Source organism: Akkermansia muciniphila (assembly GCF_900184965.1).
Lineage (GTDB): Bacteria > Verrucomicrobiota > Verrucomicrobiia > Verrucomicrobiales > Akkermansiaceae > Akkermansia > Akkermansia muciniphila_A.
On the sequence record NZ_FXYA01000213.1, the window covers coordinates 142174 to 168877 of the forward strand.

The window sequence follows — 26704 nt, forward strand, 5'->3', positions numbered from 1 at the left end:
AACGGGACTGGAAAATTTACACAAAACGGGACGGGGACTCCGCTCTATCGGATAACTGCCGTCAACCACCATTCAAAAAACCGATGAAAAACAACCCTTTCAGAAAATACCTTCTTTTCTGTTGCGCCGGAAGCGCCATGTCTGCCCTCCTGGCCTTTTCCTCCCCCGTTGCGGAAGCCGGGATTCACCTGCATGGAGAAATCCGCATGCCTGCGGCAGGGCAAGCCGTTTTCCTGTATGACCCCTCCGGATTCCCCATCTGGGGATATTCCCCATGCGGACGGCCCATTTACGCCTATACCCCCGCAGGCGCCCCCATTTACGTCATCAGGGGCATCTACCGCGGCTGCCATGTTCCTGCATGGAACCCCAGGCCGCATTACCACGGCCCTTTCTGGCCGGCGGGCGTCTGCCGCGGACACCATGCCGCACGCCTTAGGCCGTGTCCGCCCCCTTCCCGGCCCCACCGACCCAGGCCTCCTCACGAAGGCCACCCTCCCCGTTTCCACCACCGGTAAAACCGCAACGCTCATCCCCCGCAAAGCAGGAGACCGGCTCAATCCGTTTTTATTCCGGGAAAGAAAGGCCGTACCAGCCCTCTCCCAGCAGCCTGACCAGCGTAAAGGAATATTCCCCCTTGCTGTTGGGCTCCTTGCTACGGGAGAGAAGAACCCGCGCGCGGAGCATGCCGGCCTCGTCATTGGCATTTAACACCCGGTATGGGGAATGTTCCATCTCCTCATTGATTTTAAACAACATGAACAAACGCTTGCCCATTTCCGATTTTTTGGGGACATAAACCATGGGCCGGGCAATGCTGCGGTCTTCGGAACCGTTCATTCCGGGAGCAATCAGCTTAAATGCGTACTCATCCTTATTTTCCGACATGCGCTCCCGAACCATCCATACGCGGAATTCCGCGATGTCCTCCCCTTTCCCACGTACAAAATCCTCCCAGTTCATCGGCTGAAAACGGGCAAACTGCTGCCAGTCCAGCTTCCAGGAACCATCCTGTTCATCCTTGAAAAAACAGAATTCCATATCGGGAGTCTTTTCAAAGCCAACTAGGAGCTGGGCGCAGGGAAGCCCCTCCACCTCAAATACGGCAAAGCTTTTAGGCCCCTTGGGCCTGCTGACAATCGCCTCAGGCGGAGACACGGCGTAATGCCTGACCATCAAGGGAAGCGATTGCAGGGACTTCCACACAAAAGAAGACTTTTGAACCACATCCGCGGCGCTCAGGTATTTCTGGGCTTCCGCCAGGCAGTTGCGCAACAGATCCTGCTTCTCCATCGGAGGAACGTGACAGGGAGGCCAGAAACTATAGTCCACCTTGTCTTTCAGCGCGGCTTTCAACTCTCCGGACAGCATCTCCGGCGTGGCGCAAATCCGCGCGGCCGCCCCGGAATCCAGGGATGCCTGGCGCTTCTGGAGCCAGAAGAAAAGACCGCCGAAAAACATTCCCAGCGCGATCATGAAAAAGATGACGGCAAGAATACGGCCCAGCGCAAAGCCCGCTTTTCCGCCGCTCCTGCGCACGGTCTGGCAAAGGAATGGCTTTTTTTCAAATAAATCACTCATTTTAAAACGGAAATATCCACAGAAAACAATCGCGAAAAGATGGTCAAACACTACCGGAACGCCCAAGGCAACGCAACGATAAAAAACAGACACATTTTTTTATCCCTGCCGGAGAAAATTGTTTCACATCCACATGTGGGTGATGTACATTAAACCGGACGAGTTTCAAGAGCTCCCACCTTACCTTTCATCCCCCCTCTTTTTAACGCCATGTTTGGATCATTCACCACCGTTCCCGCCCCCAAGGGCAATAAAAATCCTGAATCCACCCCCAGCTGGATGGATGTAGCCAAGAGCCAGGATATCCCCGAACCGGTTGCGGAAGCCGCTCCTTCCTACGCCCCCACCACCCGCGTCCAGCAGCTGACCCGCAATGTGCTGAACTCCGATGTGGAGGTAATCGGTTCCCTGCGCTTTTCCGACGACCTGCTGATTGACGGCACCGTGGAAGGCGACATTTCCTCCGAAGGGGTACTTTCCGTAGGCCAGAACGCCGTCATCAGGGCGGAAATCAACACCAAGTCCGTCATCATCCACGGCAAGGTCATCGGCAATGTAACGGTCACGGACCGCGTGGAACTGAAAAGCACGGCGGAACTCGTAGGGGATATCCAGGCAGCCTCCCTGGCTATTGAAGGCGGAGCCATCTTCATCGGGCATTCTACCGTAGGCGCACCCACGGTAGGCGCCACAGGAATCTCCGCCGCCAAGAAGGCGGCTTCCGTCCAGACCTTTGCTCCGGAGCCGGAATCCCCCGCTCCGGCCAGCCAGAGCACGCTGGATATTGACGCGGAATAAAAAACTCTCCGTCTGCCATTCTCCGGGGCGGCAAAAGAACAGACCGTTCTTTTGCCGCCCTCTTTGTTCCATGAACTTTTCCTTCCATCCCGTTCCCCGGACCAGCGCCGCGCCCTCCGGAAAAATCAGCCACCCTTCTCCGGCTCCGCCCTGGACACTCCCGCCAACTGCGGAAAGCAGCCCGGCGCCAGCCCGGGAAGTGGAATGCTTCTCCTGCCGCAAAATCACTTCCGTCCCCGCCACGGCAGTTTCCGCCAGGTGCGGCCACTGCTCCGCGTATATCAAACTGGACGACGTCATTTTACACAGCAGAACGCACCGGACCAAGGTGCAGACCTGCGGAAGCGTTACAGTACAGGCCAATGCAGACCTGAAAGGGCTGAACATCGAATGCCGCGATCTGGTCTTATACGGCAGGGCATCCGGTGATTTCCTGTGCCGCGGCGTCTGCAAAATCAAAACGGACCAGCACATCTCCGGTTCCATCTCCGCCCGCAGGATGGTGGTGGAAAAAAAGACGACGGTGCTGGTCACAGGCACCATCCGCGTGGAGAACATCTGGATACAGGGTTCTCTGGAAGGAACGCTGACGGCGGATGAAACCGTCACCATCCACCGGCACGCCAAATTCCTGGGAGATATCACGGCGCGCCGTCTCATCATTGAGGAAGGCGGCTCACACCAGGGAGCCTTTACACGCCTTGCATAACATGAATCTTCCCATCTCCATCCGCGGCGCGCGCCAACACAACCTCCGGGATCTGGATCTGGACCTTCCGTCCAACAAGCTCATCGCATTTTGCGGCCCCTCCGGCTCCGGAAAATCATCCCTGGCGTTTGATACGCTTTTTTCCGAATCCCGCAGGCGTTTTCTGGACTGCCTGTCGGCACGCTCCAGACAGGGCATGGATCAACCGGAAAAACCGGAAGTGGACAGCATTACCGGGCTGCCCCCGGCCCTGTGCCTGGAGCAATCCGCCAGGCAGCAGAGCTCCCGCACCCTGCTGGGGAGCATCACGGAAATTCTGGACTACCTGCGCATCCTTTACGCAGCCGCCGGCACGCCCCATGACCCGGAGACAGGAAAGGAACTGGAACGCAAAAGCCCGGACCGGATTACGGAGGAACTCGTTTCCCTGCCGGAACACACGCGCCTGGTTCTGGCCGCTCCGGCGGAAAACCTGCTGTCCCAGGACCCCGCAGCAACGCTTGGCGACTTCCAGCGGCAGGGCTTCCTACGGGTTTACTGGAACGGAGAAATGCGGGATATTGAAGAAATAAGCTCCCCCGCCCCCCCGCCTCCGGACGCGGCCCTGGTCATTGACCGCCTCATCGTCAGAGGGGAAAATACGGCATCGCGCATTGCGGATTCCCTGCAAACGGCTCTCCGTATCAATCCGGACGAGGTGCGGGCCATCATCACCATACAGGGAGAGGAAGCTTCAATCCGGGCCTTCCACACCCGCTACCGCAATCCGGAAACAGGCTTCCTTCTGCCCCAGCTTACTCCCCGTCATTTTTCCTTCAACTCCCCGCTGGGAGCATGCCCCTCCTGCCGGGGAACCGGCCTGAATGAACAGGAAAACGGCCCGTGCCGCGCCTGCGGAGGCAAGCGCCTTTCCCCTCTGGCCCTGGCCGTCACCATGTCTGCGCCGGACCGGGCCTACAATCTGGCGGAACTGACGGCTCTTCCGCTGGAAGATATGGCCGGAGAACTGGAACGCCTGAAAACGCCTCCTTCCCTGGCGGCGGCACTAAACCCGCTCATGGAGGAAATCAACAAACGCGTGCGCTTCCTGAATGAGCTGGGGCTCTCCTACCTGTCTCTGGACCGCCAGGCAAACACCCTTTCCGGAGGCGAACTGCAGAGGGCGCGCCTGGCTTCCCAGCTGGGAGGCGGCCTTTCCGGAGTTCTTTACATCCTGGACGAACCCACGGCCGGACTGCACCCCGCCGATACGGAGCGCCTGCTCCGTGCTCTCCGGACGCTCCGGAACCAGGGTAACACGGTGCTGGTCGTAGAACATGATGAGCAAATTCTAACCGCGGCGGATTACCTGGTGGACATGGGCCCCGGAGCCGGAACCAACGGAGGTCGTATTCTGGCGCAGGGCTCTCTTGCGGAAATACTGGAAAATGCCGGGAGCCCCACCGGGGAATGGCTTTCAGGCAAGCGAAGCATGCCCGCCTCCGGACACAAGACGGCTCCTGCGGAGCGTCTGGTCCTGACCGGAGCGGACAAGCACAACCTCAACAATGTCACTCTGAGTATCCCGGTTGGTACATTGACCTGCATCTCCGGCCCTTCCGGTTCAGGGAAATCCACTCTCGTCCGGGAGTGTCTCATCCCCGCGGTCAGGCAAGCCCTATCCGGGAAAAAGGATATTCCGCGCCGCGTGCAGGGAACGGAGCACTTCAACCGCCTTGTCGTCATCGACCAGTCGCCCATCGGCAAAACGCCGCGTTCCACGCCGTCCACCGCTACCGGCCTGCTCCAGGTGCTGCGCCCCCTTTACGCACAGCTCCCCCTTTCCAAACAGAGGGGATATACGGCGGCGCGCTTTTCCCCCAACATTCGCGGAGGCCGTTGTGAACGGTGCCAGGGAACGGGCATGATTGAAGTGGACATGAACTTCCTGGGAAATGTGGCCATGCCCTGCGACGCCTGCCACGGGCAATGCTACAACAGGGAAACGCTGGAAGTCACCTGGAAAGGGAAATCCATTGCCCAGGCGCTGGCCCTGACCGTGGACGAAGCGGCGGACTTCTTTTCCTCCCTGCCCAGAGCCGCCGCCATCCTGAAAAGCATGCAGGACGTAGGGCTGGGATACCTCCATCTCAACCGCAGGGCGCACACCCTTTCCGGCGGAGAATCCCAGCGCATAAAAATAGCTGCGGAACTGGCCAAAGCCCCGGCATGGAAACTGGCGGAAGACGGGAAAAGGGCCCTGTTCATTCTGGACGAACCTACCAGCGGCCTTCACTTCAATGAAGTGGCCCTTCTCCTGGCAGCCCTTTTCCGCCTGAGGGATGCCGGGCACACCATTCTCTGCGTGGAACACCACAAGGACCTGCTCAATGCCGCGGACTACCTGGTGGACATGGGCCCCGGAGCCGGCAGGCACGGCGGCAATATCGTAGCCGAGGGCACCCCCGCAGATGTAGCGTCCAATCCGGAAGCGCCCACTTCACCCTGGCTCGTCCCCCGTTAACAACGGCAGAGCAGGAAATCAGCCACCCATCCCAGCCGCCGGCGTTCCGTTCCCGGCGTCTTCAAAAAATTCCGCTTCTCCGGGGTCTATTCTCCCCCTTTCCCTATTTATTATCTTGACGACCTCCCTGTTTTTTCACCAAAAAAAGGAGTTACGTATTCCTTTTTCCTATGACTCTCCGTTTCCTCTCTTCGGCTCTGGCAGCGTTGTTCCTTCCCGGAACGCTTCATGCCGCGCCCGTATTCCTTGAAAATGTCTCCGAATCCGGAGGATGGTATGATTGCAATAAAAAAACCAAATGGACATGGGGGACCAAGCCCCACCCCACCAACCCGTTAAATCCTCCGGTTTCCGCACGGCCCACAGAATGGCTGTACCTTCCTTATGACCAGAATATCTGCTGGGCGGCGGCAGCCTCCAACGTTCTCCAATGGTGGCAGGATACCAGAAGCGACCTGAAATCCACCACGCCCAACGGGAAATCCGCCACTTACGATGTCATGCCGCAGGTCGCCCAGCTGGCCATTTACCAAACCATCTCCACGAACTGGACAAACAGCGGAGGCTCCGTGGAACAGGCCTACAACTGGTGGGTCAACGGCGGGATGCTGGATACCACCGCCTATCCAAGTCTTTCTACGACGACAGCTCCCGGAGGATACTGGAAAGAGCTGGGACTGACAGTCCAGCAGTCCTCAAGCGGAGGAGCTGTTGACAACCCCTTATTTTCCGCATACAGCTTCTGGGACGGAGACACCAGAAGCGGCGTTTACCAGAAACTGACAAACAGCATCAACAAAAACTGGGGAACCACGCTGACCGTCGGGGAAGAAGGAAGAGGCCACGCCATCACCATGTGGGGCTACGACACGGACAAAGACGGCAATCTGATTATCTACCTGACGGACTCGGACGACTACGCTGTGGAAATGTTCCGCCAGAAAGTAGTCGTGAACGACTATACGGACGAATACGGCTCCTCCCACTGCGACATTTATCTGACCAGCCTGGATGGAGAAAACGACGTGTATAATTATAACTACGACGAAGCGGGACTGACGGGCATCCGCCTGGGAGAAATACAGAGCTTCACCGCTCCGCTGGGGGACCTGAGAGTCCCGGAACCCGGCGCCGGAATCCTCTTCCTCTGCGGTTCATTCCTTGCCCTGTCCCGTCGCAGGCTTACTGGACGGTAACGCTTTCCGAACTCCGGCCCTCGTAAAAACGGGTCTTGATTCTTATGGGGGAAATGTGCAGAATCGGCAAGCGCACAAGTTCAGGAGAGCGAAAATTGTCCCAGTTGTTCCCCGGTGCGGTTACCTGTGAAATGAATGACGCTTCCCACAACCACGGTGAGCAGGAAAACACCGTCTCCATCTATTCCGTCGACATAGAAACCCTTCAGCAAATAGCTCTGCAAGGAGACGCGCAGGCACTGTTCCAGCTGGCGATCAACTACGAACAGGGGCGCGGAGTGGCGGAAAACCAGCAGGAAGCTTTTTACTGCTATCAGCAGGCGGCGGAACTGGGCCACGTTACCGCCCAGCTCAACCTGGGATGGGCTTATTCCAACGGCATCGGCGCCCCTCAGGACAACGGCAAAGCCTTTTACTGGTACCGGAAAGCAGCCGAACAGGGGCATCCCACCGCGCAATTCGACCTTGGTTTCTGCTACATCAACGGCCTGGGCGTGGAAAAAGACGAACAACAGGCCATCGTCTGGTACAAAAAAGCGGCGGAACAGGGCCACGCGGTAGCCCAGCTCAACCTCGGCTGGATTTACGCCAACAGCCCCAGCCGGAAAAACTGGGAACAAGCCGTATACTGGTACAAGCAGGCTGCGGAACAGGGAGACCCCCGCGCCCAGTATAACCTGGCCTGGTGCTATGGCAACGGAAGCGGAACCCCAAAAGACCCGCAGAAAGCCGCTTACTGGTATGAGGAAGCCGCCATGCAGAACCACGCTACAGCCCAATACAATCTGGGCTGGTGCTATGAAAACGGTTTCGGCGTAAAGCCGGATCTGGACAAAGCGCTGGTATGGTATCACAAATCAGCCCTACAGGGGCAGATTACGGCTCAATACACGCTGGGATGGTGCTACGGCAACGGCCGGGGCATGGAAGTGGACATGGCCAAAGCCGTCCACTGGTACACTAAAGCCGCCGAACAGGGGCATACCACCGCCCAGCTCAACCTGGGGTGGTGCCATCTGAACGGAAAGGGAACGCCCGTCAACCGGGAAGAAGCCCTGAAATGGTATCTTAAGGCGGCGGAACAAGGCAACGCCACAGCCATGTTCAATGTGGGCAACTGTTACGCCCACGGCTACGGCATTGAGCAGGACGACAAACAGGCGGAAGAATGGTATCTGAAAGCCGTCCAGCACGGCAACAAAAAGGCCGCCAGCGCCCTGCGCCATCTGGCTTCCAAACAGGAAAAAGAGAAAAAAACGGACTCAGAGGGCTGAAAAGTCGTTTTCCTGCCTCCCTCCCCGGGAAATCCCATCTCCTTGGCCTGGATCCGGTCATCAACACACGCGGGAAAACATGTCCCCGCCCGGAAATAGATACCTGACAGCCGTCAAAACCCCGGATCGTCATCGCCGCCTCTTCCTTCCGTCCGCCGGGCCTTTTCGGGACAACCGTTCCACGGCTTCCGGAAGCCGGGACGCGCCATCGCCGCCCAGCGCGGCGTCAATATCTTCCAGCGCATGAATCAGGTCAATGACCTCCCGGCGGGGCAAGGCGCCCCCGGCCGGCACGCAGAAATGAGTGCGGCACGCTAACGGCCTGCCTTCATAAATCATGCATCTTCCCTGCCCGCTTAAAAAAGGGCAGCTCCCGTCCGGTGACAGCTCCAGCCGGGTGCGTCCGGAAGCGCGCCACGCCTTCCAGGCCACCCATGCCTCACCCAGCGTTACATGCGGCGTCTCCCCGGTCAGGCGGAACCGGCAGCAATCCGCAGCGCCGGTACAGAAACGCTGGACGCGGGAAGCGCGGAAAGCGCCTTCATCCAGAAGGCGCCGCACCTCCATCAACACCCCGGCGGAGGGAACCATTCCCCCCGCCTTTCCCTGGCGGCATTTGCCACGCGCCATGACTGAACCGGTTAACAGGTCAGGCCGTCCGCCTTCGCCTGGTTCCAGTACGCATACTCGGAACGGTTGAAATCCACGTATTCCGGAGACAAATCCGTGGTATACACCGTATGGGAAAACTCGCCCCGATTCAAATTGATATCCACCTGGAACGCGGGAACCTGCACGGCCTGCCGCAAATCGTCGGACGGAGTATCCGCCTGCACGCCGCCGCGGCAGGCGGCCAAACCGGCGATGTCGATGTCTATCTTCTCTTCGTCCACCTTTGCTCCGCAGTAGCCCACAGCATGAATAATGCGCCCCCAGTTGGGATCGTTCCCGTTCCAGGAACTCTTCACCAGGGAAGACTTGGCTACGGCTTCCGCCGCTTTTTTCGCTTCATCCTCCGTGCGGCCTCCCGTCACATGCACGGTGACGAACTTGGTCACCCGCTCTCCGTCCTGCACGATGTGCTTGGCCAGTTCCAGCATCACATGGGCCAAAGCCTGCTGGAAAGCGTAAATATCTTCCGGAGTTTCCAGCTTCACGCCGGACGCCCCGTTCGCCATCACCAGAACCGTGTCATTCGTGCTCATGTCTCCGTCAATGGTGATGCAGTTAAAAGAACTCTTCACTCCGGACTGCACGCACAGCTCCAGCACATCGCGGGAAACGCCCGCATCCGTCGTGATAAAGCACAACATGGTCGCCATGCAGGGATTGATCATGCCAGCCCCCTTGCAGCAGGCGCCGATGCGCACGGGTTTGCCCTGCACCACAAATTCAATGGCGATGATTTTCTCCTTCGTATCGCTGGTCATCACGGCCTGGGCTACCTCATGCCCCTTGTCGCGGGAAAGACCCTCCGCCAACTCCGGGAACTTCGGATAAATGCGCATCATAGGCATTGGCAGGCCAATCACGCCGGTGGAACATACGGCCACTTCTGCAGGCTCCAGCCCCAGAAGCTCCGCAACGCTGCGGCATTCGCCCCTGGCGTCCTCCACACCCCGGGTACCGGTACAGGCGTTCGCGTTCCCGCTGTTCGCCACGATGGCGCGGATATTTCCTTTCCGGAGATGCTCCCGGCTCACCTTCACGCAGGCGGCCTGCACGCGGTTGGTCGTAAACGTTCCTGCGGACACGCAGGGTTCCGTGGAATAAATCAGGGCCAGGTCCAGACGCGTGGCCGTAGGCTTCTTGATGCCGCAGCTTACGGCGCTCCCCAAAAATCCCCGGGGCGCGCAAACGCCCCCGTCAACCGGAATATAGGATGAATCATTCATCGTCTTGAAAGTGTCTTTCAACATATCAAAAAGCTACAGAACCCACAAGCCTTCCGTTTCATCAAATCCGCACATGATATTGAAGGACTGAACGGCCTGGCCCCCTGCACCCTTCACCACATTATCCTCCGCGCTCATCAGAATCACTCGGTTCGTGCGGGGATCATAAGCCCAGCCAATGTCCACGCAGTTCGTCCGCGTTACATTCTTGGTATCCGCAGGCTGGTTGCGCCCCAGAAGGCGGACGAACGGGGCCGCGGCATAAGCTTCTTCCAGCAGGCGGCCGACGCATTCGGGGTCCGCCCCCTTTTTCACTTTGGCCGTAATCGTGGAGCAGATGCCCGTATTAACGGGAATCAAATGGGGGGTAAAGGACATCACCACCGTTTCCCCCGCGGCATGGGAAAGCTCCTGTTCAATTTCACTCAAATGGCGGTGTTTCGGCACTCCGTAGGCATGAAAACTCTCATTGCACTCGCAGAACAGCAGCGGAATGGACGCCTTGCGCCCCGCTCCGCTCACGCCGCTGCCGGAACAGACCACCACGTCCTCCGGCTCCAGCATGCCCGCCTTGAACAAGGGAATGAGAGGCAAAAGAATGCTGGTGGGATAGCAGCCGGGAGAAGCCACAATGCGCGCCCGGGCAATCTCCTCCCGGCGCCACTCCGGCAAGCCGTACACGGCCTCCTGCATCAGGGCAGTGTCCGGGTGGGGGTTCCCGTAATACTCTTCGTACACCTCCGGGCTGTCCAGACGGAAATCCGCGCTCAGGTCAATCACGCGCACGCCCCGGTCCACCAGACCGCGGGCATAGGAAGCGGCCACGCCATGAGGCAGGGCCAGAAAAGCGACCTCCGCCCCAGTGGCGGCAATCGCTTCCACATCGGAATCCGTAAACTTCAGGTCGGAACCCGGAACCTGCCGAAAACGGGGAAAAACCTCCCACAACGGCTGCCCGGCATACTGGCGGGAAGTAGCGCATACCAGCTTCACGCCGCGATGGTTCAAAAGGATGCGCAACAACTCCTGCCCGGTGTAGCCACTGGCTCCGACGACTGCAACTTGAACTTGCTTCATGACAAAAAAGGTATGCTATGAAAAAAGACTCTTGCCAACACTAAAGTTTTCCTATATACACCTCGCCGTCACGAGACACGACCCCGGTCGGTCCGAGTTCATCGGGTTGTAGCGCAGTCTGGTAGCGCACCTGCATGGGGTGCAGGGGGTCGCAGGTTCGAATCCTGTCAACCCGACCATTTTTAACCGCTGTAAGCTGAAACGCTTACAGCGGTTTTTATTTTCCCCTGTTGTTAAAACAGCCACACGTCAAAATGAAAAATGCCGTATTGTGGGCCGCAGAAATGGCAAGGGATGGGTATGCGTCAGTATTTCGAATCCATTGATTACCCCATTTGCATACGGCTGCATGTATGCGTTGCGGGAATGGATGGTCAGACGGTGAACGCCGAAAATGATGCGACCAGGTTTGCGATGGTGACTACGGGCAGTCCAAAACCGGATTCCCAACCGTCCAGCGAGAGGGCGTTAAAGATGCGATGGATGCTCAATGACAGGATACAGGCGTTCATAACGAGGCTACCAGGGAAAGATACGAGGCAGTGGCCAGAAATGGCCTGCTGGCCGGGCAAAGCCGATGCAAACACCCTGCACGGAGCGGGCGGCTGGACAAGTTATTAAGATACCCGGCATAGTTCTATCAGAGGTCTTGGCGCATTACACGGCCCCTTACCGCCTGTCCCTATGAACAAAGCAATCCGGCATAACATCCTTTTTCCTTCCCCGGAACAATTTGAAACCTCTGTTCTCTACAACACGATCTCCACATTGTAAGGCTCGTCAATCAACAGATAGTCACAGCCGTAGGACCTGCATTTTTCAAGATTATCCCTGTTTTCACGCAGCAACTCTTCCCGTGTCAAGGCAGCATTCTCCACACGCTTTTCAATCGCATTCTCATCAATTCAGGATATCATGATAATGCCCTTGAATATAATTCTCTGAAAAAATCAGGCATACATACCGTATCTGTTCCCGGCAGGCTTGCGTAAAATCCTTTTTCCAGTCAAAGGGAATATAGCAACCTTCCACCACTAAATTCTGACCGTTTTCAATCGCGGTCTTTACAATTTCCCTGATCATGCCCCAGAGGAAGGGGGTCAGCTCTTCATCGGGGCTCTCAGGAGAAAGGGGACACATTCCGCTGCGTATCAACCCCATCTTTAAATGGTCAATGGACAAATAGGGATAGGAATATTTTTCAAGCACCCGCTGCGCCGCAAGCGTTTTCCCGGTATGCGTGCCGCCGCCAATCAGAAGAATCATAAAAACATTAATCATTCATGTTTCATAAGAAAAAACAATCTGTCATAACCTTCCAACAACAAAGCCTTTGCCGGTTCCGGCAAAGGCTTTGAGCATGGCGTCCCATTACGGGCGCGGGATGAAAACCGCCTTAATTGCCGTAAGAGGATTCCACGCGCCGGGCTACGTCGCGGTAGCCGTACTCGGCATCGTAAATCTGCTGGAATGCAGCCAGGGATTCCCCCTTCTTGCCCTGTTTTTCATAAAGCAGGCCGATCATGTAGAGGATTTCCTTCTTGGTGTCATTCATTTCTATTAATTCCTTATTGGCTTCCTCCAGCTGGCGCAGAGCCATATCATGCATGTTCTTGGCGTCATAACACTTGCCAAGCAACAGCATGGCGCGGATGCGGATATGGGGATTGTTGCGGGCGCGCTGGAGTTCCGGAATGGCTTCCGTGTAATTGCCGCAGTCGAAGAGGGCCTGCCCCAGTTCAAAACGGGTCTGCGGATCCGTGGGGTTGTTTTCCACGCGCTGGCGGCACAAGGCCACCTGCTGTTCCGCGGCCTCCTTGCTGAACTGGGCCAGCTGTTCCTGAAGTTCCTTATTATCCGGCTCCGCGGCAGCACGGCGGCGGATTTCCTCCACCTGGGCCTTGCGGCAGCGTTCATTCATTTCCGAGGCCTTGTTTTCCAGGGAAATATCATTATTGCTGAGGCTGAACGCGTAATTATAGAAGGAATAGGCATTCGCCCAGTCTTCCATTTGTTCATAAACGCCGGCAATGTCGCGCACGACGGCCAGATCCTGCTGGTTCTGGGCGTAACGGGCGGAGAGAAGCCCCAGGCGCTCTTCCAGTTCCGCACGGGTGAGTCCTTTCTTGTCGCTCTTGTCCAGGGTGTTCGTTTCGGATGAGTTCTTCATCACGTCCCGGAAGCTTTTGGCTTCCTCCCACTTTTGCTGCTGCATCGTGGCGCGTGCCATGCAGTCCTTTTCACTCTTCACGGCCACACTGTCCGTAGGATCCAGCTTTACAAGGTCATGGTACACCTCCGCAGCCTGGGCCGGCATATCCCGGGAAACGTAATGGGAGGCCAGCATATGGAGCATTTTCTTATTGCCCGGGTGCCCCTGGCGGACGGTCTCCAGAGCAAAAGCGGCCAAGTCCGGAAAATCCACTTCCATGGCAGCCATGAACAGGGCCTCGTTGACCGGAATGCTGTAAGGATCATGTTCCAATTCGTCTTCCAGCGCGGAAAGCTGGGTAGCCGCGTCTTTTTTGGAAGAAGTGAGCTTGCTGGTGCTGATTTTCATGCCGCTGAACAGGCCTCCTCTCTTGGCCTCCGGATTCAATTTGATTTCACAGGCGCGCAACGCCTTGCGTCCTTCCAGAAAGCCGGGGAGCTGCTTTACCAGGGCCTTGAGCAGACTGACGGCATAAGGATAATTGTTCATGTCCACCGCCTGGCGGGCGCGCACCCAAAATTCGGCCTGCTGGGGAGTCAACTGTTCTTCTGTAATCGTTTCAATCATGGAACTATATAAGCGTAAATGGGAATAATGGCAGCGCCCCAACAGGGCGGCCCTGCATGTAATGGTTCAATGGTATCAGCCGGGGAGGCATACTTCAACCTTGTTTTTTGTTCCCGTTAGGAAAAAATACGCCGTATGAGACTGGATGCTCTTTTATCCCGTTACGGATATTGTTCCAGGCGGGAAGCGCCGGGTTGGATCAAACGCCACTCCGTTACATTCAAAGGAAAACCATGCTCCGCGCCCACGGACAAGGTGCAGGCGGAAGGCATCCTGCTGGACGGAGAACCTGTAGAATTCCCGGACGGCCTGTACGCCGCCCTTTACAAACCTGAAGGGTACACATGCAGCCATGACGACGGTGAGGGGGATTTGATTTACGATCTGCTGCCCTTCCGGTGGCGGAACAGAAACCCTGCGGTCTCTTCCGTAGGACGGCTGGACAAGGAAACTTCCGGTCTGCTGCTCCTCACGGATGATGGAAAATTCATCCACCGCATGACCTCCCCCCGCCATCACGTCGCCAAGGTTTATGAAGCCGTCACGGAGAAGGATATCCCTATAGAAGCCGTAGAGCTGTTCGCCTCCGGAACTCTCACGCTGAACGGGGAGGCTCGCCCCTGCGCCCCCGCCCTGTTGGAAATCCGGGAGCCGCGGCTTGCCCGGCTGACGCTTACGGAAGGGAAATACCACCAGGTCCGCCGCATGCTGGCCGCCGCAGGCGCTCCCGTCTTATCTCTGTGCCGCGTTTCCATCGGCTCTCTGCATCTGGATAGCCTGAACCTGAAACCGGGGGAATGGGCGCCCATCCGTCCGGAGGCGCTGTAATCCTCCCGTCCGCCATGTGGCTCCCTATTTCCGACGCGCCGATTGCCTGTTTTCCGCACTTTGAGGTAGCGGCGGAATCCGGGGACTGGATTGTGGTGGACAAGGGGGCGCCCCTCATCGTCCACCCGTCCAACGGGAAAAAGGAACCCAACCTTCTGGAAGGGGTGGAAGCCCTGCTAAGCTACGAAATAGCCAACGGAGCCGCCCTTTCCCTGGTCAACAGGTTGGACCGGGAAACCAGCGGCCTGACGCTGATTTCTAAAAACAAAAGAGCGGCCAGGGAGCTGGGAAGAGCCATGCAGCGGCGTCTGATGCACAAGGAATATCTGGCGATCGTGCAAGGATGGCCTGAATGGACGGAAACAGCATGCGCCGCCCCCATTTTAAGACAGGGGGAAGTGGCGGAAAGCCGCATATGGGTCAAACAGGCCGTGCATCCAGCCGGCAAAGCATGCACTACCGTTTTCCGGAAAGAACGGACGTGGAACACACGCCGGGGCCCCCTGGCGCTGGTCCGGTGCATTCCGGAAACGGGACGCATGCACCAGATACGCGTGCATCTGGCACACCTGGGACATCCCATCCTGGGTGACAAAATTTACGGCCCCTCCGAACATTGCTATCTGGAATACATCCAGCATGGATGGAGCCGGGAGTTGGAGGAACGGCTGGTTCTGCCGCGCCATGCGCTGCATGCCTGCCGGCTGGAATTTCCGTTTGATGAAGAAACCTTCACCGCGGAAGCCCCCCTGCCGGAAGACATGCGGCTGCTGCTTGAAACCGGGGATTAGCAAAAAAACTCCGTCAGATGACCGGAATGACCTCATCCCGGTCAAAACGCACTTTCGCCAGGCGGGCGTACTTATCCGCCTCTTCATTCCGGTAACCCAGGGCCAGGGCGCAAAGCGTGTAATAAGGGGAATTTTCCAGATGAAGAACACGGTCATAGGCAAGCGGATCCATCCCTTCCAGCGCGCAAGTGTCCACGCGGAGATCCGCGGCACAGCTCATCATGAACCCGAGGGCAATGTACACCTGCCGTTCCAGCCAGGCTTTCAGCGCTTCCGGAGACTTGGAACCCACCAGTTCAAAAATGCGGGCGCGGTACTGGTCCAGGGAATCCATGGTGACACCGCGCACTTCCACGATACGTTCCAGATAACGCTGCACGTCTTCCGGCTTGAAGTCCCTGCGGGCACAGAAAACCACCAGATGGGAAGCGTCCGTAACCTGGGGCTGTCCCCATGAAACCTCCCTAAGCCGGGAACGCACGGAGGGATCCCGGACGTCAAGGAACTTCCACATCTGAAGCCCCAGAGAGGAAGGACTCAAATGCAGGGATTCCAGAAGGGCTTCCCAGTCTTCCGCCGGAATGCGGCGGTCCGGATTGAATACCTTGGTGGCGTAACGCCATTCCAGCGTCTCGATCAATTCCTGAGCGTTCATATTCGTGTATGATGTTTCATGCAGGAAGCCGGGCGGCATTTCCCCGCAGCTTGCTCCATGCCCTGGCATTTTCCCCGTTCCCTGCCGGAATGCAAGCCAAGGTTCCGGCACAAGCGCGGCAGCGGCTCCCTGCCGGCCCCGCCCTTCTTCCTGTCCGGCACGCCGGAAACAGCTCCGCTCCCCATCCCGCCAATCGCGCGGCTTTCCGGGCATCAAAGGAATTTGACCGGCATATAATCCCCGGTCTGCTGGATGGTGAAGCTGATGCCCAGCCCGAATTCGTTTTTATTCCCGTTCTTGCGGACGAAAGCGCCTACGCCCAAATACCAGGACCCCATATTGTGGTACACATTATATTCCTGAATGTCCATCTTGCCGTCCAGCAGGGAAAAACGCCACTTGCCGCTGAAAGCCCAGGCTTCCGAAAAACGCTGCAAAATGCGCAAATCCAGCTGGCTGTTGTCCTCCAGAAGGGAATGCTGGTTCAAATAACGGTGCCCCACTATGAACTCCGTGGAACGCCACGGCATGAAACGCAGGGAGTTGTTATATTCATGGCAGCCGGAAATCTTGTCCTTCCCCAAAACGGGAGCCTGCATTTCCGACCGGTATTCCATCCAGGGAACGGGATTCCAGCGCATGAACGAAAAAAGGTTGGAAAAATCCCGCTGGTTAACGGGATTATACAGATAGGCATCCATGAACACATCCCAGGAAAACCAGCGGTGGGAATTGGCGTCCCGGCTGGTCATCAGCATATTGCGCAATCCATACCGGAACACGAGCCCCGTGGACAGGGAGTCGATCTCCGTGTACCTGCCTATGCTCAAGGACGGGGGATTGGTCGTGGGGGTATCGCCGTCAATCTGGGGATAAAGCTCGCTCAGGCGGTTGGTTTTGACATACGCCAGCGTAAAGTGGGGCTGAACGATATGATTCATGCCGTTCAGTCCAAAGGAATCGCTATAGACGGAAGAATAACGGCGGGAGAATTTGAAATCAGCGTCCGCCCCGGCGTAAAAAATTCCCTGATTGAGCGGTTTGTAGTCCTCCACGCCGTAATATCCCGTATAGCCCCCGCCCATTTTGGGGGTCAGGTTCAGGAACCCCATGATTTTCCTGGAGACGGAAATCTCATGGAAGGAGTGGAACCTGCTGTAGCTGTCCGTCATCAGCATTCGGGCCCAGTAATCATAGGAAGAAGTTCCGGGATCCATCCCGTCCAGCATGTTCCGGATTTCCGTCCGCATGAACGGAGGAACGTATTGCTTGAGGAAAGCGAAACTGGTGCGGCTTTCATACATGACGGGGGAACGGAATATGGGAGACTTGATGCGCTCATAACTGAACTCCGTCCGCTGATCCGCTATGTAAAAATTATTGGGGACAAAACGCTGCAGCAGGGAAAAATCATTCGTATCGTCCGTGCGGGAAAGAAGCACCGTGTTATCCGGAGAAGAATTGCGCTGATAAATTTCCGGATAAAAATCGCGGAGCATGTACTCGTCGCTCAGCATGTTGATGTTGGCCTTCAACTGCCAGTCCGTACGGAGATTTACCCGGTGGGTCCACATCTGCTGAAGCGCGAACCTCCACCGGTCCGGATCCAGATGCTCGCGGTACTCATCATCACCGGCATTGATTTTCACCCCTTTGTCATGGGTTTTGTAAAAGGACAGCCCCGTCATGTCCGGACAATCCTTTTCCAGCAGCACGTCGCGGATGTCCAATCCGTAGGCGAAGCCGCGCCGGATGCGGTAATCTGCATGCAGGGTTCCCAGATAATCCGCGGAAGGCATGCCGTTGTCCGACCATTTTTTCCCCATCAGGAACCCGTATTCATTCAGGAGGTAAGGCCCCCAGATAGAGCGCATGCCGGGAATGGGAAGGTAACCGACTTCCGGATTAAGGGAATGGCTGAGATAGGGGAAATAAAAGAAGGGAACGCCTCCGTAATAAAGGGTCAGGTTCTTGAAAGAAAACCTGTCTTCCGGATACACGCGTATCCTGTCCGCGGAAATCCAGGTGAGAGGCTCGCTGACGTCTTCCGCCGTGACGGAGGCATTGCGGGCTTCCAGGTAAGTGTTGCCGGCGGCATCCTTCCGGGATTCAAACTTTCCGCTGCGCAGAATCAATCCCTCCATCTTCGCACGGATGGCCTCCGTAAGAAGCACTTCGTTCTCCCAGTCAAACTCCGCGCTGTCGGCGCGCACCAGGCTGTTGGTCCTCGTCCTGCCGTCACTCTGGTAAATGGACAGGTTCCCTTTCAGAAACACCTTGCCCTGATCCATATCCGCCTGGGCATAATCCGCAAAAACCTCCACCCCGGTATCCGTAACCATGTGGATGCGCGGTCCTTCAAAAATGACCTTCCGGGAATCCTCCACCCTGACGGCTCCGTCATTGGTGATGGAGATATTGGAGGGAATCTGCGGCATGAAAGCGCCGGAAAACAGATTGCCCGCCATTTTCCCCCCGGCACCTTCCTGCCCGGGTTCAGCGGAAGGGGCGGGCGGCCGCTCCGCAGCCGTCTCTGCAAACAGGGAAGCCCCGGCAACCAGAGCCGCTGCACCCCATAGCTTTGCAAGCATCCCAATCATGACTAGCCCACAGAACACTATGAGAAAGGACAAAAGACAAGCCTAATGTCACATTTCTCCGCCAGTGGAGCGGAAAATTCACCGGGACAGCATGCCGTTGGCGATGATGCCCCAATCGGCAGAATTGCCGTCTCCGGCGTCATCCACGCGGATTTCCAGCTTCCTGCCGCCTTCCACCGCCGCTTTCACGGGAATGGAATCCCCGTCCTTGAGCACAGGGGATTCAATGAGCTTCCTGCCGTCCAAATACACGCTGAATTTGACGCTGCCGCGGGCCCCGAAAGGCAGCCCCACATCAGCGCGGAACTCCTTCCAGCGCCCGTCCAGGTCATAGGAAAAGACAGCCGGGGCATGGGCCAGGATGAAACGTTCCGGCCTTCCGATTGTCCGGAAGAAAGGCACGGGCCCCAAATCCGACGGGAACAGGGCATCCCACAACGGAACGGCCCAACCCACCTGGGCCGCAGAAGGCTTGCAGTCATTCAGGCTGATGCTGGCGGTTTCCGCGGGAATCTGTGCCGGAGCAACCTCCAGCGCAAGGTTCTGGCGCTGGAGGGCGCGCTTCCAGACAGGGAGCCACTCCTTCACTTCTGGACGGGAACCATGCCTGCGTTCCACTTCCGCCAGAGCCTTCCGGGCTTCTTCCATGCGGCCCCGCCTCCACAGATTCTGAACATCTCCAAAATAAACGATCTGGGCCAGCGAAGGGGCTTTGGCCCCCCTGGCATCCATCCACACGGGCAGAGTAATCATGCTGCGCGTGCTGTCGCAATTCAATACGGCCACCCGCATTTCTATAAAACCGCCCTTATAGCCCGGCCTGCAGATGGTAAGATCAAACTCTCCCTTTTCATCCAGAGAAGCGCCCACGGCATTGGAATCATAATCCGACCCTCCGGGCGGATCCAAATGGGCAACGATGCCATAGGCGGGGCGCGTCAGATGAACCCTCCCTTTCAGGCGCAGTCCGTCCTTGACGGGAATGGCCTCCAGCCGTTCAAAAGACCCCGGGACATACCTGCCCATCATACGCCCGAAGGAAGCATCTGAGGGAAGCTCCGTCTCCACCCCGTTGAACAGGGGGACACTGGCCAGTTTCAAAGCATCCGTAGGCGCCAGGTAGGAGCCCTTCCCCTCATTGCGCAGCTCATTACCGTACGTGGAATTGCCGTGTCCCATCAGGGAAGCCCCTGCGTTGGGGTAATTCCATCCGTCCCCCGTGTGGGGAAGGCCGAAGGAGTGCCCCAATTCATGGGCTGTGCCGCCTATGTAAATGGTGGCGTTCTTCCCCCTGGTCACCTTGAAACGGCCGCCCTGCATCATTTCCGTATCCAGAAAGCTGGCGGGATCCAGCCCTTCCTGATCGCAGGTCCACCCTGTGCCCTGATGGCTGAAGCCGCCGCCGTAATAAGGCCCTACGCCGTCCGGAAGCTGGCACACGATAAGCACATGCTCCTTATCAATATCAATTCCCTTGGAAGCCAGCACCTTCTTGGCGGCCTCCCGGGAAACGGGGCCGGAGCTCTGCACGCTCATCTCGCTCATGGGTTTATCCACATAGGCGTCATAAATAACCAGCTTGCCCCGTTCATCCAAATCCAGCTGGAATGTGAGCGGAGGGAAACCGTTGGCCTGCATCTGATCCGCATAATAAGCCTGGATATTCTTCAGAATATGATCATACCGTTCCCGGTATCCTTCAAGGGCCGGCCTGTCCTTGAACGTTACGTAAACCACGTGCAATTTTCTGGAAGACTTGGGTTTGCCCCGATGATAGGCGCTCAGCGTCTTCCAGGCGGCGCGGGCGTTGGCGGCATCCCCGGGATTAACCGTCCAGCTGACGGGCAGCCGGGTAAACTCCGCCCCCTCCCGGGATGAGGAGGCAGGAACAGGCGCCTTGGAAGCTGACTCCACCTCCGTCCCCATGGACGGGGCATTCCAAATCCCGGCCCCAAGAACCAGCAACAAGACAGAAAAACGTTTCGACGTAACATTCATAAAACGATATCAGGATATACGGGTAAACCGAAGGTGTTTTAACACCATATCATTCACCAGACGATTCATATTTTCGGAAAAGGAATCATACACCACTTCCACACGGCAGGGGCCGGGCGTCATCACCGCTTCCACTGCTGTGGAATAAATAAAATGCTCCCAGTTTCCGGAACGGGACGTATGGGGGAACGCCAGCGTTCCTGCGCGCCTGCCGTTCAGGTACAGGCTGCGCAGGGCACAGGTATTCCCGTCTGAAACATCATAAGTGCCGTTAGCGAAAAAGGCGTCCACCCGGTAAACGCCGGGCTTGTCTATATTGACATTGTAGCAAAGAGCGTCCGGAGACTCCGTAACGCGGGAAAACCAGACCTCATCCCCGCTCAGGCCGCAGGGGCGCGTCTCCATGCGGGAATCCGAGGAAGGATAATCATTGGGCTCATTAAGATAAGACTCCCTGCCATCCAGAGCGACCGCCATCACCTGGAAAGACACGTCCCCACGTCCGGGAGCGGGGATATAATGGCAGTACTCCGTCTGGGATACGGGGATGCCGTTCCGGTAAACACGGTAATAATCGGCGCCTTTCACAGCCTCCCATGCAATGCCATGGCGCGTCGCCCTCCATGCAGGAGCCTCCAGGCTGCTGCCCATGCAGGTTAAATTCACCGTCCCTTCCCCGTCCTCTCCGCCGGCCAGCTCCAATTTCACAAGAACGCGGCCCTTCATACCCGGCGAAAGGACGGGAGAAGCCTCCTGCCCGTTGACCAGGCACCGCGCTATCCGGTGCCCGCTGCCCTGCAGAATCACATCTATCGTCATGCCGCGGTATTCCAGCCCGGACAACTCATGAACGCCTTCAAAAGACTTGGGAACGCAAGGGCGGAATTCCAGAGAATCCGGAGACAGGCGGATACCGAACAATCCCTTGTAAAAACAGCCCAGCATTCCGGCAATACTCCAGAGCTGGCTGTCGGAACTGAGCAGCAGCCCCTCATCCAGCCCCGTTTCCAGAAGGACATTCTCCTTGTTCGTGCCGCACAGCAGGGCGGCACGGACCATGCAGGCGACCGCCAGCGCCAGGGCGGATTCATTCTCCACCGCCGCAGCGGCCTGCGCATAATAGCCCTCCAGGAACGGCCACATGGCGCGGTTGTGGTAGGCCGGCACGCTATCAGGCATCTGGGGATGAATGCAGGGAATGCCATAAACGCCATGAGGAAGGGAGGCAACCATCCCGGCGGCATGGGCCCTCCCGGCCTGCCCCAGAAGAACGCAAAGCAGATTGCCCAGGGAATCCACCTTCTCCGACAGCACGGGGTACCCGCGCCCATACAGGTACTGCCCGTACAGAACATGTTCCGGAATCCTGAAAAAACGCTCAATGACAGAAGCCAGGGAGGCGCTTTTTTCCTCCCACTCCCGCGCTTTCGCCTCCAGCCCCAGCTCCCGGAACATCCGGGACAGCACCTTGCGGGCTTCCGCGTGCAGGAGCATGGTGGAAAGGCTGCATGAATCTCCAATATCGGCAGAAGTCATCCACGCAGGATAGCTCTGCTCCCGCCAATCCAGCACGGACGATTCCCCCTTCATCAGGCCGCCCGTGGCTGTAAGCACCTGTTCATCCCTCACGCACGTCTTTTCCATCACCCGGCAGGAAAGGGACAGCCAGTCGGCATCCCCCGTCAGGCAGTAAACTTCCCACGCCGCCATCCCCCATACCACACGGTCGGAAGAAATGGGCCAGGAGCCGCCCGTTCCGGTATCCTGCTCCACCTCCCCGTTCCGGACCCGCGATTTCAGGCTATTCATACAGGCATGGACATTCCACAACCCCAGTCCCAGATGGGTGGCGTAGGAAATATCCCGGGTCCACACGGTTGGCCAGTTGGCCCCCGTCCGGAACGTCCCTTCTTCATTAAGCAGGGCCCCTGCCTCATGCAACGCCAGGCCGTAAGCCTGATTAAGCACTTCAAAATTTCCACGATAATGCGGAGCACTCCCGGCTTCCGGAAAAATGCGCCACTCGGAATAGCGGCCGTTCTTCATGGTCTTCACCGGGCCGTCCGGCTGTACCTCCGCCCAATGCGCGGCATCCTGGCGCAAAGAATTTCCGGTCAGCGTAAAGGCCTCTCCCCTGTATAATATGCGATCCTGATCCATAAACTAGCGGATGCTGCATCCATTATTTTTTTAACACGGAAGAAAACTTCTGTCCCGCAGAAAATGAGGTTGATGAACTCTTCAGGCCATAAAAAACCGGGCTTCCCGAAAACGGGAAACCCGGCGCAAAAGCAAATCAACATTAATGCTTCAACAAAGAGGAAACGGCGTCACGTTCTTCCTTCAGTTCATTGACGGTAGCGTCAATTTTTTCACGGGAGAACGCATCAACCGGAAGCCCCTGCACGATTTCCCAGCCGCCATCCTTGGTGGTGCGGACCGGGAAGGAACAGATAAGACCTTTTTCAATGCCGTAGGAACCGTCGGAACAAACGGCCACGGAATACCAGTCTCCTTCCGGAGTCTGGGTAGCCAGGCTGCGGACGGTATCCACGGCGGCGGAAGCGGCGGAAGCGGCGGAAGAAGCTCCGCGCGCCTTGATGATGGCGGCGCCGCGTTGCTGCACGGTGGTAATGAAATCGCCCTTGAGCCATTCCGTATCCTTGATGACTTCCGTTACGGGCTTGCCGCCAATCTTGGCGTTGGTGAAATCCGGGTACTGGGTGGAGGAGTGGTTGCCCCAGATGGTCATGTTAGTCACTTCCGTCACATGGACGCCGGCCTTTTCAGCAAGCTGGCTCTTGGCGCGGTTTTCATCCAGGCGGGTCATGGCGAAGAAGCGGTCGGAGGGAACGCCGCTTGCGTTGTGCATGGCAATAAGGGCATTCGTATTGCAGGGGTTGCCGACAACCAGCACGCGCACATCCTTGGCGGCGCTGCGGGCAATCGCCTGGCCCTGGCCGATGAACACCTTGCCGTTGATGTCCAGCAAATCCTTGCGTTCCATGCCGGCCTTGCGAGGCACGGAACCTACCAGCAGGCACCAGTTGGCCCCGGCGAACGCTTCATCAGGATCGCAGGTCGGAACAATTTCATTAACCAGCGGGAATGCGGCGTCACGCAATTCCATCACCACCCCTTCCAGGGCATTCATGGCCGGGGGGATTTCCAGCAGGCGCAGGTTGATCGGCTGGTCCGGCCCCAGCATGCTGCCGGAAGCAATACGGAACAGAAGGGAATAGGCAATTTGGCCGGCGGCTCCTGTAACGGTAACGGTGATAGGTGTTTTCATAACGTTCGAATTAAAATAAACAGATATTTTCCTGTCTGGTCGCGGTTATACCACAAGGAAAGGGGACGCTCAATCAGGAACTTTTTATTTTGACAGAAAAAATCCTCTGTCAATAATGCTTGAATATTGGTTCAGCCGCCTTTATCTTTCGGCGCAATCAAGTTTTTATCAATACTTCGCTAACACTATGAATTTAACAATCATCGGCAGCGGCTACGTGGGACTGACTACTGGCACCTGTTTTGCTGAAATGGGCCATCACGTCATTTGCGTGGACAATAACGCTGAAAAAATACGCACGCTCCAATCCGGGTCCATCCCCATTTACGAGCCCAAGCTGGAAGAACTCGTGAAAAAAAACGTGGCCGTCGGACGGCTGGAATTTTCCTCTTCCATTGCGGACTCCATCGCGGAAAGCGAAGTCATCTTCATCGCTGTGCCCACCCCGCCCAATACGGACGGCTCCGTGGATCTGACCTACATTGAAAAAGTGGCCAGGGAAATCGCCCAGGCGCTCCAGCCTGAAATGGGATACAAAGTCATTGTGGACAAATCCACCGTACCCGTCAAAACCGGGGAAAAAGTCAGCCAGACCATCAAGCACTATGCGGGGCCGCATGTTCAGTTCGATATCGTCTCCAATCCGGAATTCCTGCGGGAAGGATGCGCCGTGGACGACCTGCTGCATCCCGACCGCATTGTCATAGGCGCCAACTCGGAACAGGCCATGAACGTCATCAAGCGCGTTTACCAGCCCATCCACGCCCCCATTCTGGAAACGGACGTCAACTCTGCGGAACTCATCAAGCACGCGGCCAACTCCTTCCTGGCCCTTAAAATATCCTACATTAACGCTGTCGCCAAGGTCTGTGAAAAAACGGGCGCGGACGTGGAACTGGTGGCGGAAGGCATCGGCATGGACAAACGCATCTCACGCCACTTCCTTAACGCGGGGCTGGGCTACGGAGGCTCCTGCTTTCCGAAAGACGTCAAGGCCTTCATCAACATCAGCCGCACGCTGGGCATTCCCTTCACCCTGCTGGAGGAAGTGGAACACATCAACGACACCCAGCACATCCATTTCCTGGACAGAATTCGGGACCGCCTGTGGGTTCTGAAGGATAAAAAGATAGCCGTGTGGGGCCTTGCCTTCAAACAGAACACGGATGATATCCGGGAATCCATCGCCCTGAAACTATGTGAAAAACTCTGCGCGGAAGGAGCCATTGTCACCGCTACGGATCCCAAAGCCATGCACACGGCGGCCCCCATTCTGAAACCCAGGGGGGTCAAACTGGTGGAAGACATGTACGAATGCGCCCGGGACGCGGAAGTGCTGGTGATCGCCACGGAATGGAGCGAATACGCGAATGCGGACCTGCAGAAACTCGCCGGCGTCATGCGCAACCGCATCATCTTTGATGGAAGAAACATCCTCTCCCCGGCAAACCTCCGGGCCGTAGGATTTGAATACCACTCCGTGGGCAGGCCCTCTGTTGAAGAAGCCTGACCGCTCCCGGACACCATTCCGGCCTCAGACCTCCCCATATGTAAAAGGCCTCCGGCGCACTCAACGCGCCGGAGGCCTCGTCATGTATTCGCTAATCCTGTTGGCCGATCAAAACTCAAACAGCAACCCCGCACGCAAATAAAGACCGGGGTCATAATGGTACTTTTCCAAATCATGGCTCCCGTTGCTGGTCTTGATAGTACCGGAATTCCCGAAGGAAAAACCGATATCCGCCACCAGCCTGGGGCGAACGCTGCCCCAACGCCCCAGACCCGCATCGGCTCCTATGCCGGCGACGCCGGAAATCCATGCAAACTGGCGAACGCGGCGGTCATGGTGAATCGTCCATGTGCCGGACACCACGGAAACGAACGGCCCCCACTTGAATCCATCGCTCACCCTGTTGATATAGGAAAGACGGGTCCCCTCCAGCTGCAGCGTCCAATTCCGGGAAGCTTCCCATTTAAACTGAATAAGAGGCAGCAAAGGATAATCCCCAAGCTGCGGATAACAGCCGATGCCGACGCCATAGCTGAACCGGTCGTTCAAGGGGCCTGCCAGAAGAACATGGCCTCCTAAGAAAATATTATGGCTCGTCCAGGTATCGAAATCCGTGGAAATCTGGGGCGTCACACCGAAAACCAGGCGCGTCTTCCCCGTGACGGCATAGGAGGCATTCACATTCAGCCAAATCGTGTACAGCCGGTCCACATCCATCTTATCCGCTCCTTTTCCGTTAAACCAGCTCAGGCGCAACGCCGCGGTAGAAGAAAAATTCCAGGAACCGCTGGACATTCTGCACAAATTCAAATCCGTCATCCAATTCTGGACATTCACGCTTCCGCTCCCATTTCTGGAATCCATGGGGCCAAGCAATTCAAAATAGGACTGTGTGGGGAAAACGGGCCTGGAGGCGGACGCCTCCGCCGGCGCCGAAGCGTTGTCGTAACCGCCGGAATAAGCCTCTGCATAAAAACCGGGATCATATCCGTCTGAAGAATCGGAATCCGGATAAGGCTGGGGATTCGCCTGGGCGGCAAAAATGATGCCGGACGCAAAAAAGAGGCTCGATAAAAATCGAAGGAGCATGACCGGAAAATATACGTACGCGCACATGCGGTCAATCAAAAGATATACAAATGACTAATTAATCGCCTCCATTCCCGAACAGAACCGCAACCATAATCATCACTAGGACAAGAAGCAGGCGCCATCGGG

At 57.0% G+C, this 26704-nt stretch carries 20 protein-coding genes, 1 tRNA gene and 1 pseudogene; 10 read left to right on the forward strand and 12 right to left on the reverse strand.

Annotated features, from left to right (window positions below):
* Positions 1 to 137 precede the first annotated feature (137 nt).
* Positions 138 to 518 carry a hypothetical protein gene (locus CI070_RS09470; RefSeq protein WP_143245493.1) on the forward strand — a complete coding sequence of 127 codons (381 nt, stop codon included), beginning with the start codon at positions 138 to 140 and terminating at the stop codon, positions 516 to 518.
* A 49-nt stretch (positions 519 to 567) separates the two neighbouring features.
* Here CI070_RS09470 and CI070_RS09475 read toward each other — a convergent pair whose 3' ends face one another.
* Complete coding sequence (locus CI070_RS09475; protein ID WP_143245494.1) at positions 568 to 1581, reverse strand: hypothetical protein; 1014 nt, start codon at positions 1579 to 1581, stop codon at positions 568 to 570.
* Between the two features lie 210 nt (positions 1582 to 1791).
* On the opposite strand from CI070_RS09475, the gene CI070_RS09480 reads away from it, so the two are divergent.
* The 5 genes from CI070_RS09480 (at position 1792) to CI070_RS09500 (ending at position 8061) form a co-directional block, all read left to right on the forward strand.
* Complete coding sequence (locus CI070_RS09480) at positions 1792 to 2379, forward strand: bactofilin family protein (protein WP_256943505.1); 588 nt, start codon at positions 1792 to 1794, stop codon at positions 2377 to 2379.
* A gap of 70 nt (positions 2380 to 2449) precedes the next feature.
* Positions 2450 to 3088 carry a polymer-forming cytoskeletal protein gene (locus tag CI070_RS09485; RefSeq protein ID WP_094135331.1) on the forward strand — a complete coding sequence of 213 codons (639 nt, stop codon included), beginning with the start codon at positions 2450 to 2452 and terminating at the stop codon, positions 3086 to 3088.
* A 1-nt stretch (position 3089) separates the two neighbouring features.
* Positions 3090 to 5591, forward strand: a complete 2502-nt coding sequence (locus tag CI070_RS09490) for an excinuclease ABC subunit UvrA (protein ID WP_094135332.1) — start codon at positions 3090 to 3092, stop codon at positions 5589 to 5591.
* A gap of 170 nt (positions 5592 to 5761) precedes the next feature.
* Positions 5762 to 6787, forward strand: a complete 1026-nt coding sequence (locus CI070_RS09495) for a hypothetical protein (protein ID WP_094135333.1) — start codon at positions 5762 to 5764, stop codon at positions 6785 to 6787.
* Positions 6788 to 6918: 131 nt separating this feature from the next.
* Positions 6919 to 8061 (forward strand): tetratricopeptide repeat protein, encoded by a 1143-nt coding sequence (locus CI070_RS09500; protein WP_179218285.1) that lies wholly within the window; start codon positions 6919 to 6921, stop codon positions 8059 to 8061.
* 129 nt (positions 8062 to 8190) lie between these two features.
* Here the strand turns inward: CI070_RS09500 and CI070_RS09505 are convergent, their stop codons facing one another.
* The 3 genes from CI070_RS09505 to argC are packed head-to-tail and all read right to left on the reverse strand — an operon-like array spanning position 8191 to position 11033.
* Positions 8191 to 8691 (reverse strand): YkgJ family cysteine cluster protein, encoded by a 501-nt coding sequence (locus CI070_RS09505; protein WP_256943506.1) that lies wholly within the window; start codon positions 8689 to 8691, stop codon positions 8191 to 8193.
* Between the two features lie 11 nt (positions 8692 to 8702).
* Positions 8703 to 9980: a bifunctional glutamate N-acetyltransferase/amino-acid acetyltransferase ArgJ gene (argJ, locus tag CI070_RS09510; protein ID WP_256943507.1), complete on the reverse strand. Its 1278-nt coding sequence runs from the start codon at positions 9978 to 9980 to the stop codon at positions 8703 to 8705.
* Positions 9981 to 9989: 9 nt separating this feature from the next.
* Complete coding sequence (argC, locus tag CI070_RS09515) at positions 9990 to 11033, reverse strand: N-acetyl-gamma-glutamyl-phosphate reductase (RefSeq protein ID WP_094135336.1); 1044 nt, start codon at positions 11031 to 11033, stop codon at positions 9990 to 9992.
* A 102-nt stretch (positions 11034 to 11135) separates the two neighbouring features.
* Between argC and CI070_RS09520 the strand changes: the two genes are divergently transcribed.
* Positions 11136 to 11212: transfer RNA gene (locus CI070_RS09520), tRNA-Pro, on the forward strand.
* Positions 11213 to 11782: 570 nt separating this feature from the next.
* Here the strand turns inward: CI070_RS09520 and CI070_RS09530 are convergent.
* Both CI070_RS09530 and CI070_RS09535 read right to left on the reverse strand, forming a co-directional pair.
* A pseudogene (locus tag CI070_RS09530) lies at positions 11783 to 12299 on the reverse strand (adenylate kinase).
* A gap of 130 nt (positions 12300 to 12429) precedes the next feature.
* Positions 12430 to 13812, reverse strand: a complete 1383-nt coding sequence (locus CI070_RS09535) for a tetratricopeptide repeat protein (protein WP_094135338.1) — start codon at positions 13810 to 13812, stop codon at positions 12430 to 12432.
* A 135-nt stretch (positions 13813 to 13947) separates the two neighbouring features.
* Here CI070_RS09535 and CI070_RS09540 point away from each other — a divergent pair, with 135 nt between their 5' ends.
* Both CI070_RS09540 and CI070_RS09545 read left to right on the forward strand, forming a co-directional pair.
* The gene (locus tag CI070_RS09540; RefSeq protein WP_094135339.1) at positions 13948 to 14640 is read left to right on the forward strand and encodes a pseudouridine synthase; all 693 of its coding nucleotides are present in this window, start codon (positions 13948 to 13950) and stop codon (positions 14638 to 14640) included.
* Between the two features lie 14 nt (positions 14641 to 14654).
* Positions 14655 to 15431 (forward strand): RluA family pseudouridine synthase, encoded by a 777-nt coding sequence (locus CI070_RS09545; protein WP_094135401.1) that lies wholly within the window; start codon positions 14655 to 14657, stop codon positions 15429 to 15431.
* A gap of 13 nt (positions 15432 to 15444) precedes the next feature.
* On the opposite strand, the gene CI070_RS09550 is transcribed toward CI070_RS09545, so the two are convergent.
* The 5 genes from CI070_RS09550 to CI070_RS09575 form a co-directional block, all read right to left on the reverse strand.
* Positions 15445 to 16086 (reverse strand): NAD(P)H-dependent oxidoreductase, encoded by a 642-nt coding sequence (locus CI070_RS09550; RefSeq protein ID WP_094135340.1) that lies wholly within the window; start codon positions 16084 to 16086, stop codon positions 15445 to 15447.
* 212 nt (positions 16087 to 16298) lie between these two features.
* Positions 16299 to 18686 carry an LPS-assembly protein LptD gene (locus CI070_RS09560; protein ID WP_143245495.1) on the reverse strand — a complete coding sequence of 796 codons (2388 nt, stop codon included), beginning with the start codon at positions 18684 to 18686 and terminating at the stop codon, positions 16299 to 16301.
* Positions 18687 to 18764: 78 nt separating this feature from the next.
* Positions 18765 to 20654 (reverse strand): NPCBM/NEW2 domain-containing protein, encoded by a 1890-nt coding sequence (locus CI070_RS09565; RefSeq protein WP_179219372.1) that lies wholly within the window; start codon positions 20652 to 20654, stop codon positions 18765 to 18767.
* A gap of 39 nt (positions 20655 to 20693) precedes the next feature.
* The gene (locus tag CI070_RS09570) at positions 20694 to 22844 is read right to left on the reverse strand and encodes a hypothetical protein (protein ID WP_094135344.1); all 2151 of its coding nucleotides are present in this window, start codon (positions 22842 to 22844) and stop codon (positions 20694 to 20696) included.
* A 142-nt stretch (positions 22845 to 22986) separates the two neighbouring features.
* Complete coding sequence (locus CI070_RS09575) at positions 22987 to 23976, reverse strand: malate dehydrogenase (RefSeq protein WP_094135345.1); 990 nt, start codon at positions 23974 to 23976, stop codon at positions 22987 to 22989.
* A gap of 187 nt (positions 23977 to 24163) precedes the next feature.
* Here CI070_RS09575 and CI070_RS09580 point away from each other — a divergent pair, with 187 nt between their 5' ends.
* Entirely contained in the window at positions 24164 to 25486 is a 1323-nt protein-coding gene (locus tag CI070_RS09580) for a UDP-glucose dehydrogenase family protein (protein WP_094135346.1), read from the forward strand.
* Between the two features lie 108 nt (positions 25487 to 25594).
* Here CI070_RS09580 and CI070_RS09585 read toward each other — a convergent pair whose 3' ends face one another.
* Complete coding sequence (locus CI070_RS09585) at positions 25595 to 26575, reverse strand: Amuc_1434 family mucin 2-degrading aspartic protease (protein WP_143245496.1); 981 nt, start codon at positions 26573 to 26575, stop codon at positions 25595 to 25597.
* Positions 26576 to 26704 lie beyond the last annotated feature (129 nt).

Bases quoted from the DNA above. Each gene is read 5' to 3' on its own strand.
- CI070_RS09470 (WP_143245493.1), top strand. From the start codon at position 138: ATGTCTGCCCTCCTGGCCTTTTCCTCCCCCGTTGCGGAAGCCGGGATT.
- CI070_RS09475 (WP_143245494.1), bottom strand. From the start codon at position 1,581: ATGAGTGATTTATTTGAAAAAAAGCCATTCCTTTGCCAGACCGTGCGC.
- CI070_RS09480 (WP_256943505.1), top strand. From the start codon at position 1,792: ATGTTTGGATCATTCACCACCGTTCCCGCCCCCAAGGGCAATAAAAAT.
- CI070_RS09485 (WP_094135331.1), top strand. From the start codon at position 2,450: ATGAACTTTTCCTTCCATCCCGTTCCCCGGACCAGCGCCGCGCCCTCC.
- CI070_RS09490 (WP_094135332.1), top strand. From the start codon at position 3,090: ATGAATCTTCCCATCTCCATCCGCGGCGCGCGCCAACACAACCTCCGG.
- CI070_RS09495 (WP_094135333.1), top strand. From the start codon at position 5,762: ATGACTCTCCGTTTCCTCTCTTCGGCTCTGGCAGCGTTGTTCCTTCCC.
- CI070_RS09500 (WP_179218285.1), top strand. From the start codon at position 6,919: ATGAATGACGCTTCCCACAACCACGGTGAGCAGGAAAACACCGTCTCC.
- CI070_RS09505 (WP_256943506.1), bottom strand. From the start codon at position 8,691: ATGGCGCGTGGCAAATGCCGCCAGGGAAAGGCGGGGGGAATGGTTCCC.
- argJ (WP_256943507.1), bottom strand. From the start codon at position 9,980: ATGTTGAAAGACACTTTCAAGACGATGAATGATTCATCCTATATTCCG.
- argC (WP_094135336.1), bottom strand. From the start codon at position 11,033: ATGAAGCAAGTTCAAGTTGCAGTCGTCGGAGCCAGTGGCTACACCGGG.
- CI070_RS09535 (WP_094135338.1), bottom strand. From the start codon at position 13,812: ATGATTGAAACGATTACAGAAGAACAGTTGACTCCCCAGCAGGCCGAA.
- CI070_RS09540 (WP_094135339.1), top strand. From the start codon at position 13,948: ATGAGACTGGATGCTCTTTTATCCCGTTACGGATATTGTTCCAGGCGG.
- CI070_RS09545 (WP_094135401.1), top strand. From the start codon at position 14,655: ATGTGGCTCCCTATTTCCGACGCGCCGATTGCCTGTTTTCCGCACTTT.
- CI070_RS09550 (WP_094135340.1), bottom strand. From the start codon at position 16,086: ATGAACGCTCAGGAATTGATCGAGACGCTGGAATGGCGTTACGCCACC.
- CI070_RS09560 (WP_143245495.1), bottom strand. From the start codon at position 18,686: ATGATTGGGATGCTTGCAAAGCTATGGGGTGCAGCGGCTCTGGTTGCC.
- CI070_RS09570 (WP_094135344.1), bottom strand. From the start codon at position 22,844: ATGGATCAGGATCGCATATTATACAGGGGAGAGGCCTTTACGCTGACC.
- CI070_RS09575 (WP_094135345.1), bottom strand. From the start codon at position 23,976: ATGAAAACACCTATCACCGTTACCGTTACAGGAGCCGCCGGCCAAATT.
- CI070_RS09580 (WP_094135346.1), top strand. From the start codon at position 24,164: ATGAATTTAACAATCATCGGCAGCGGCTACGTGGGACTGACTACTGGC.
- CI070_RS09585 (WP_143245496.1), bottom strand. From the start codon at position 26,575: ATGCTCCTTCGATTTTTATCGAGCCTCTTTTTTGCGTCCGGCATCATT.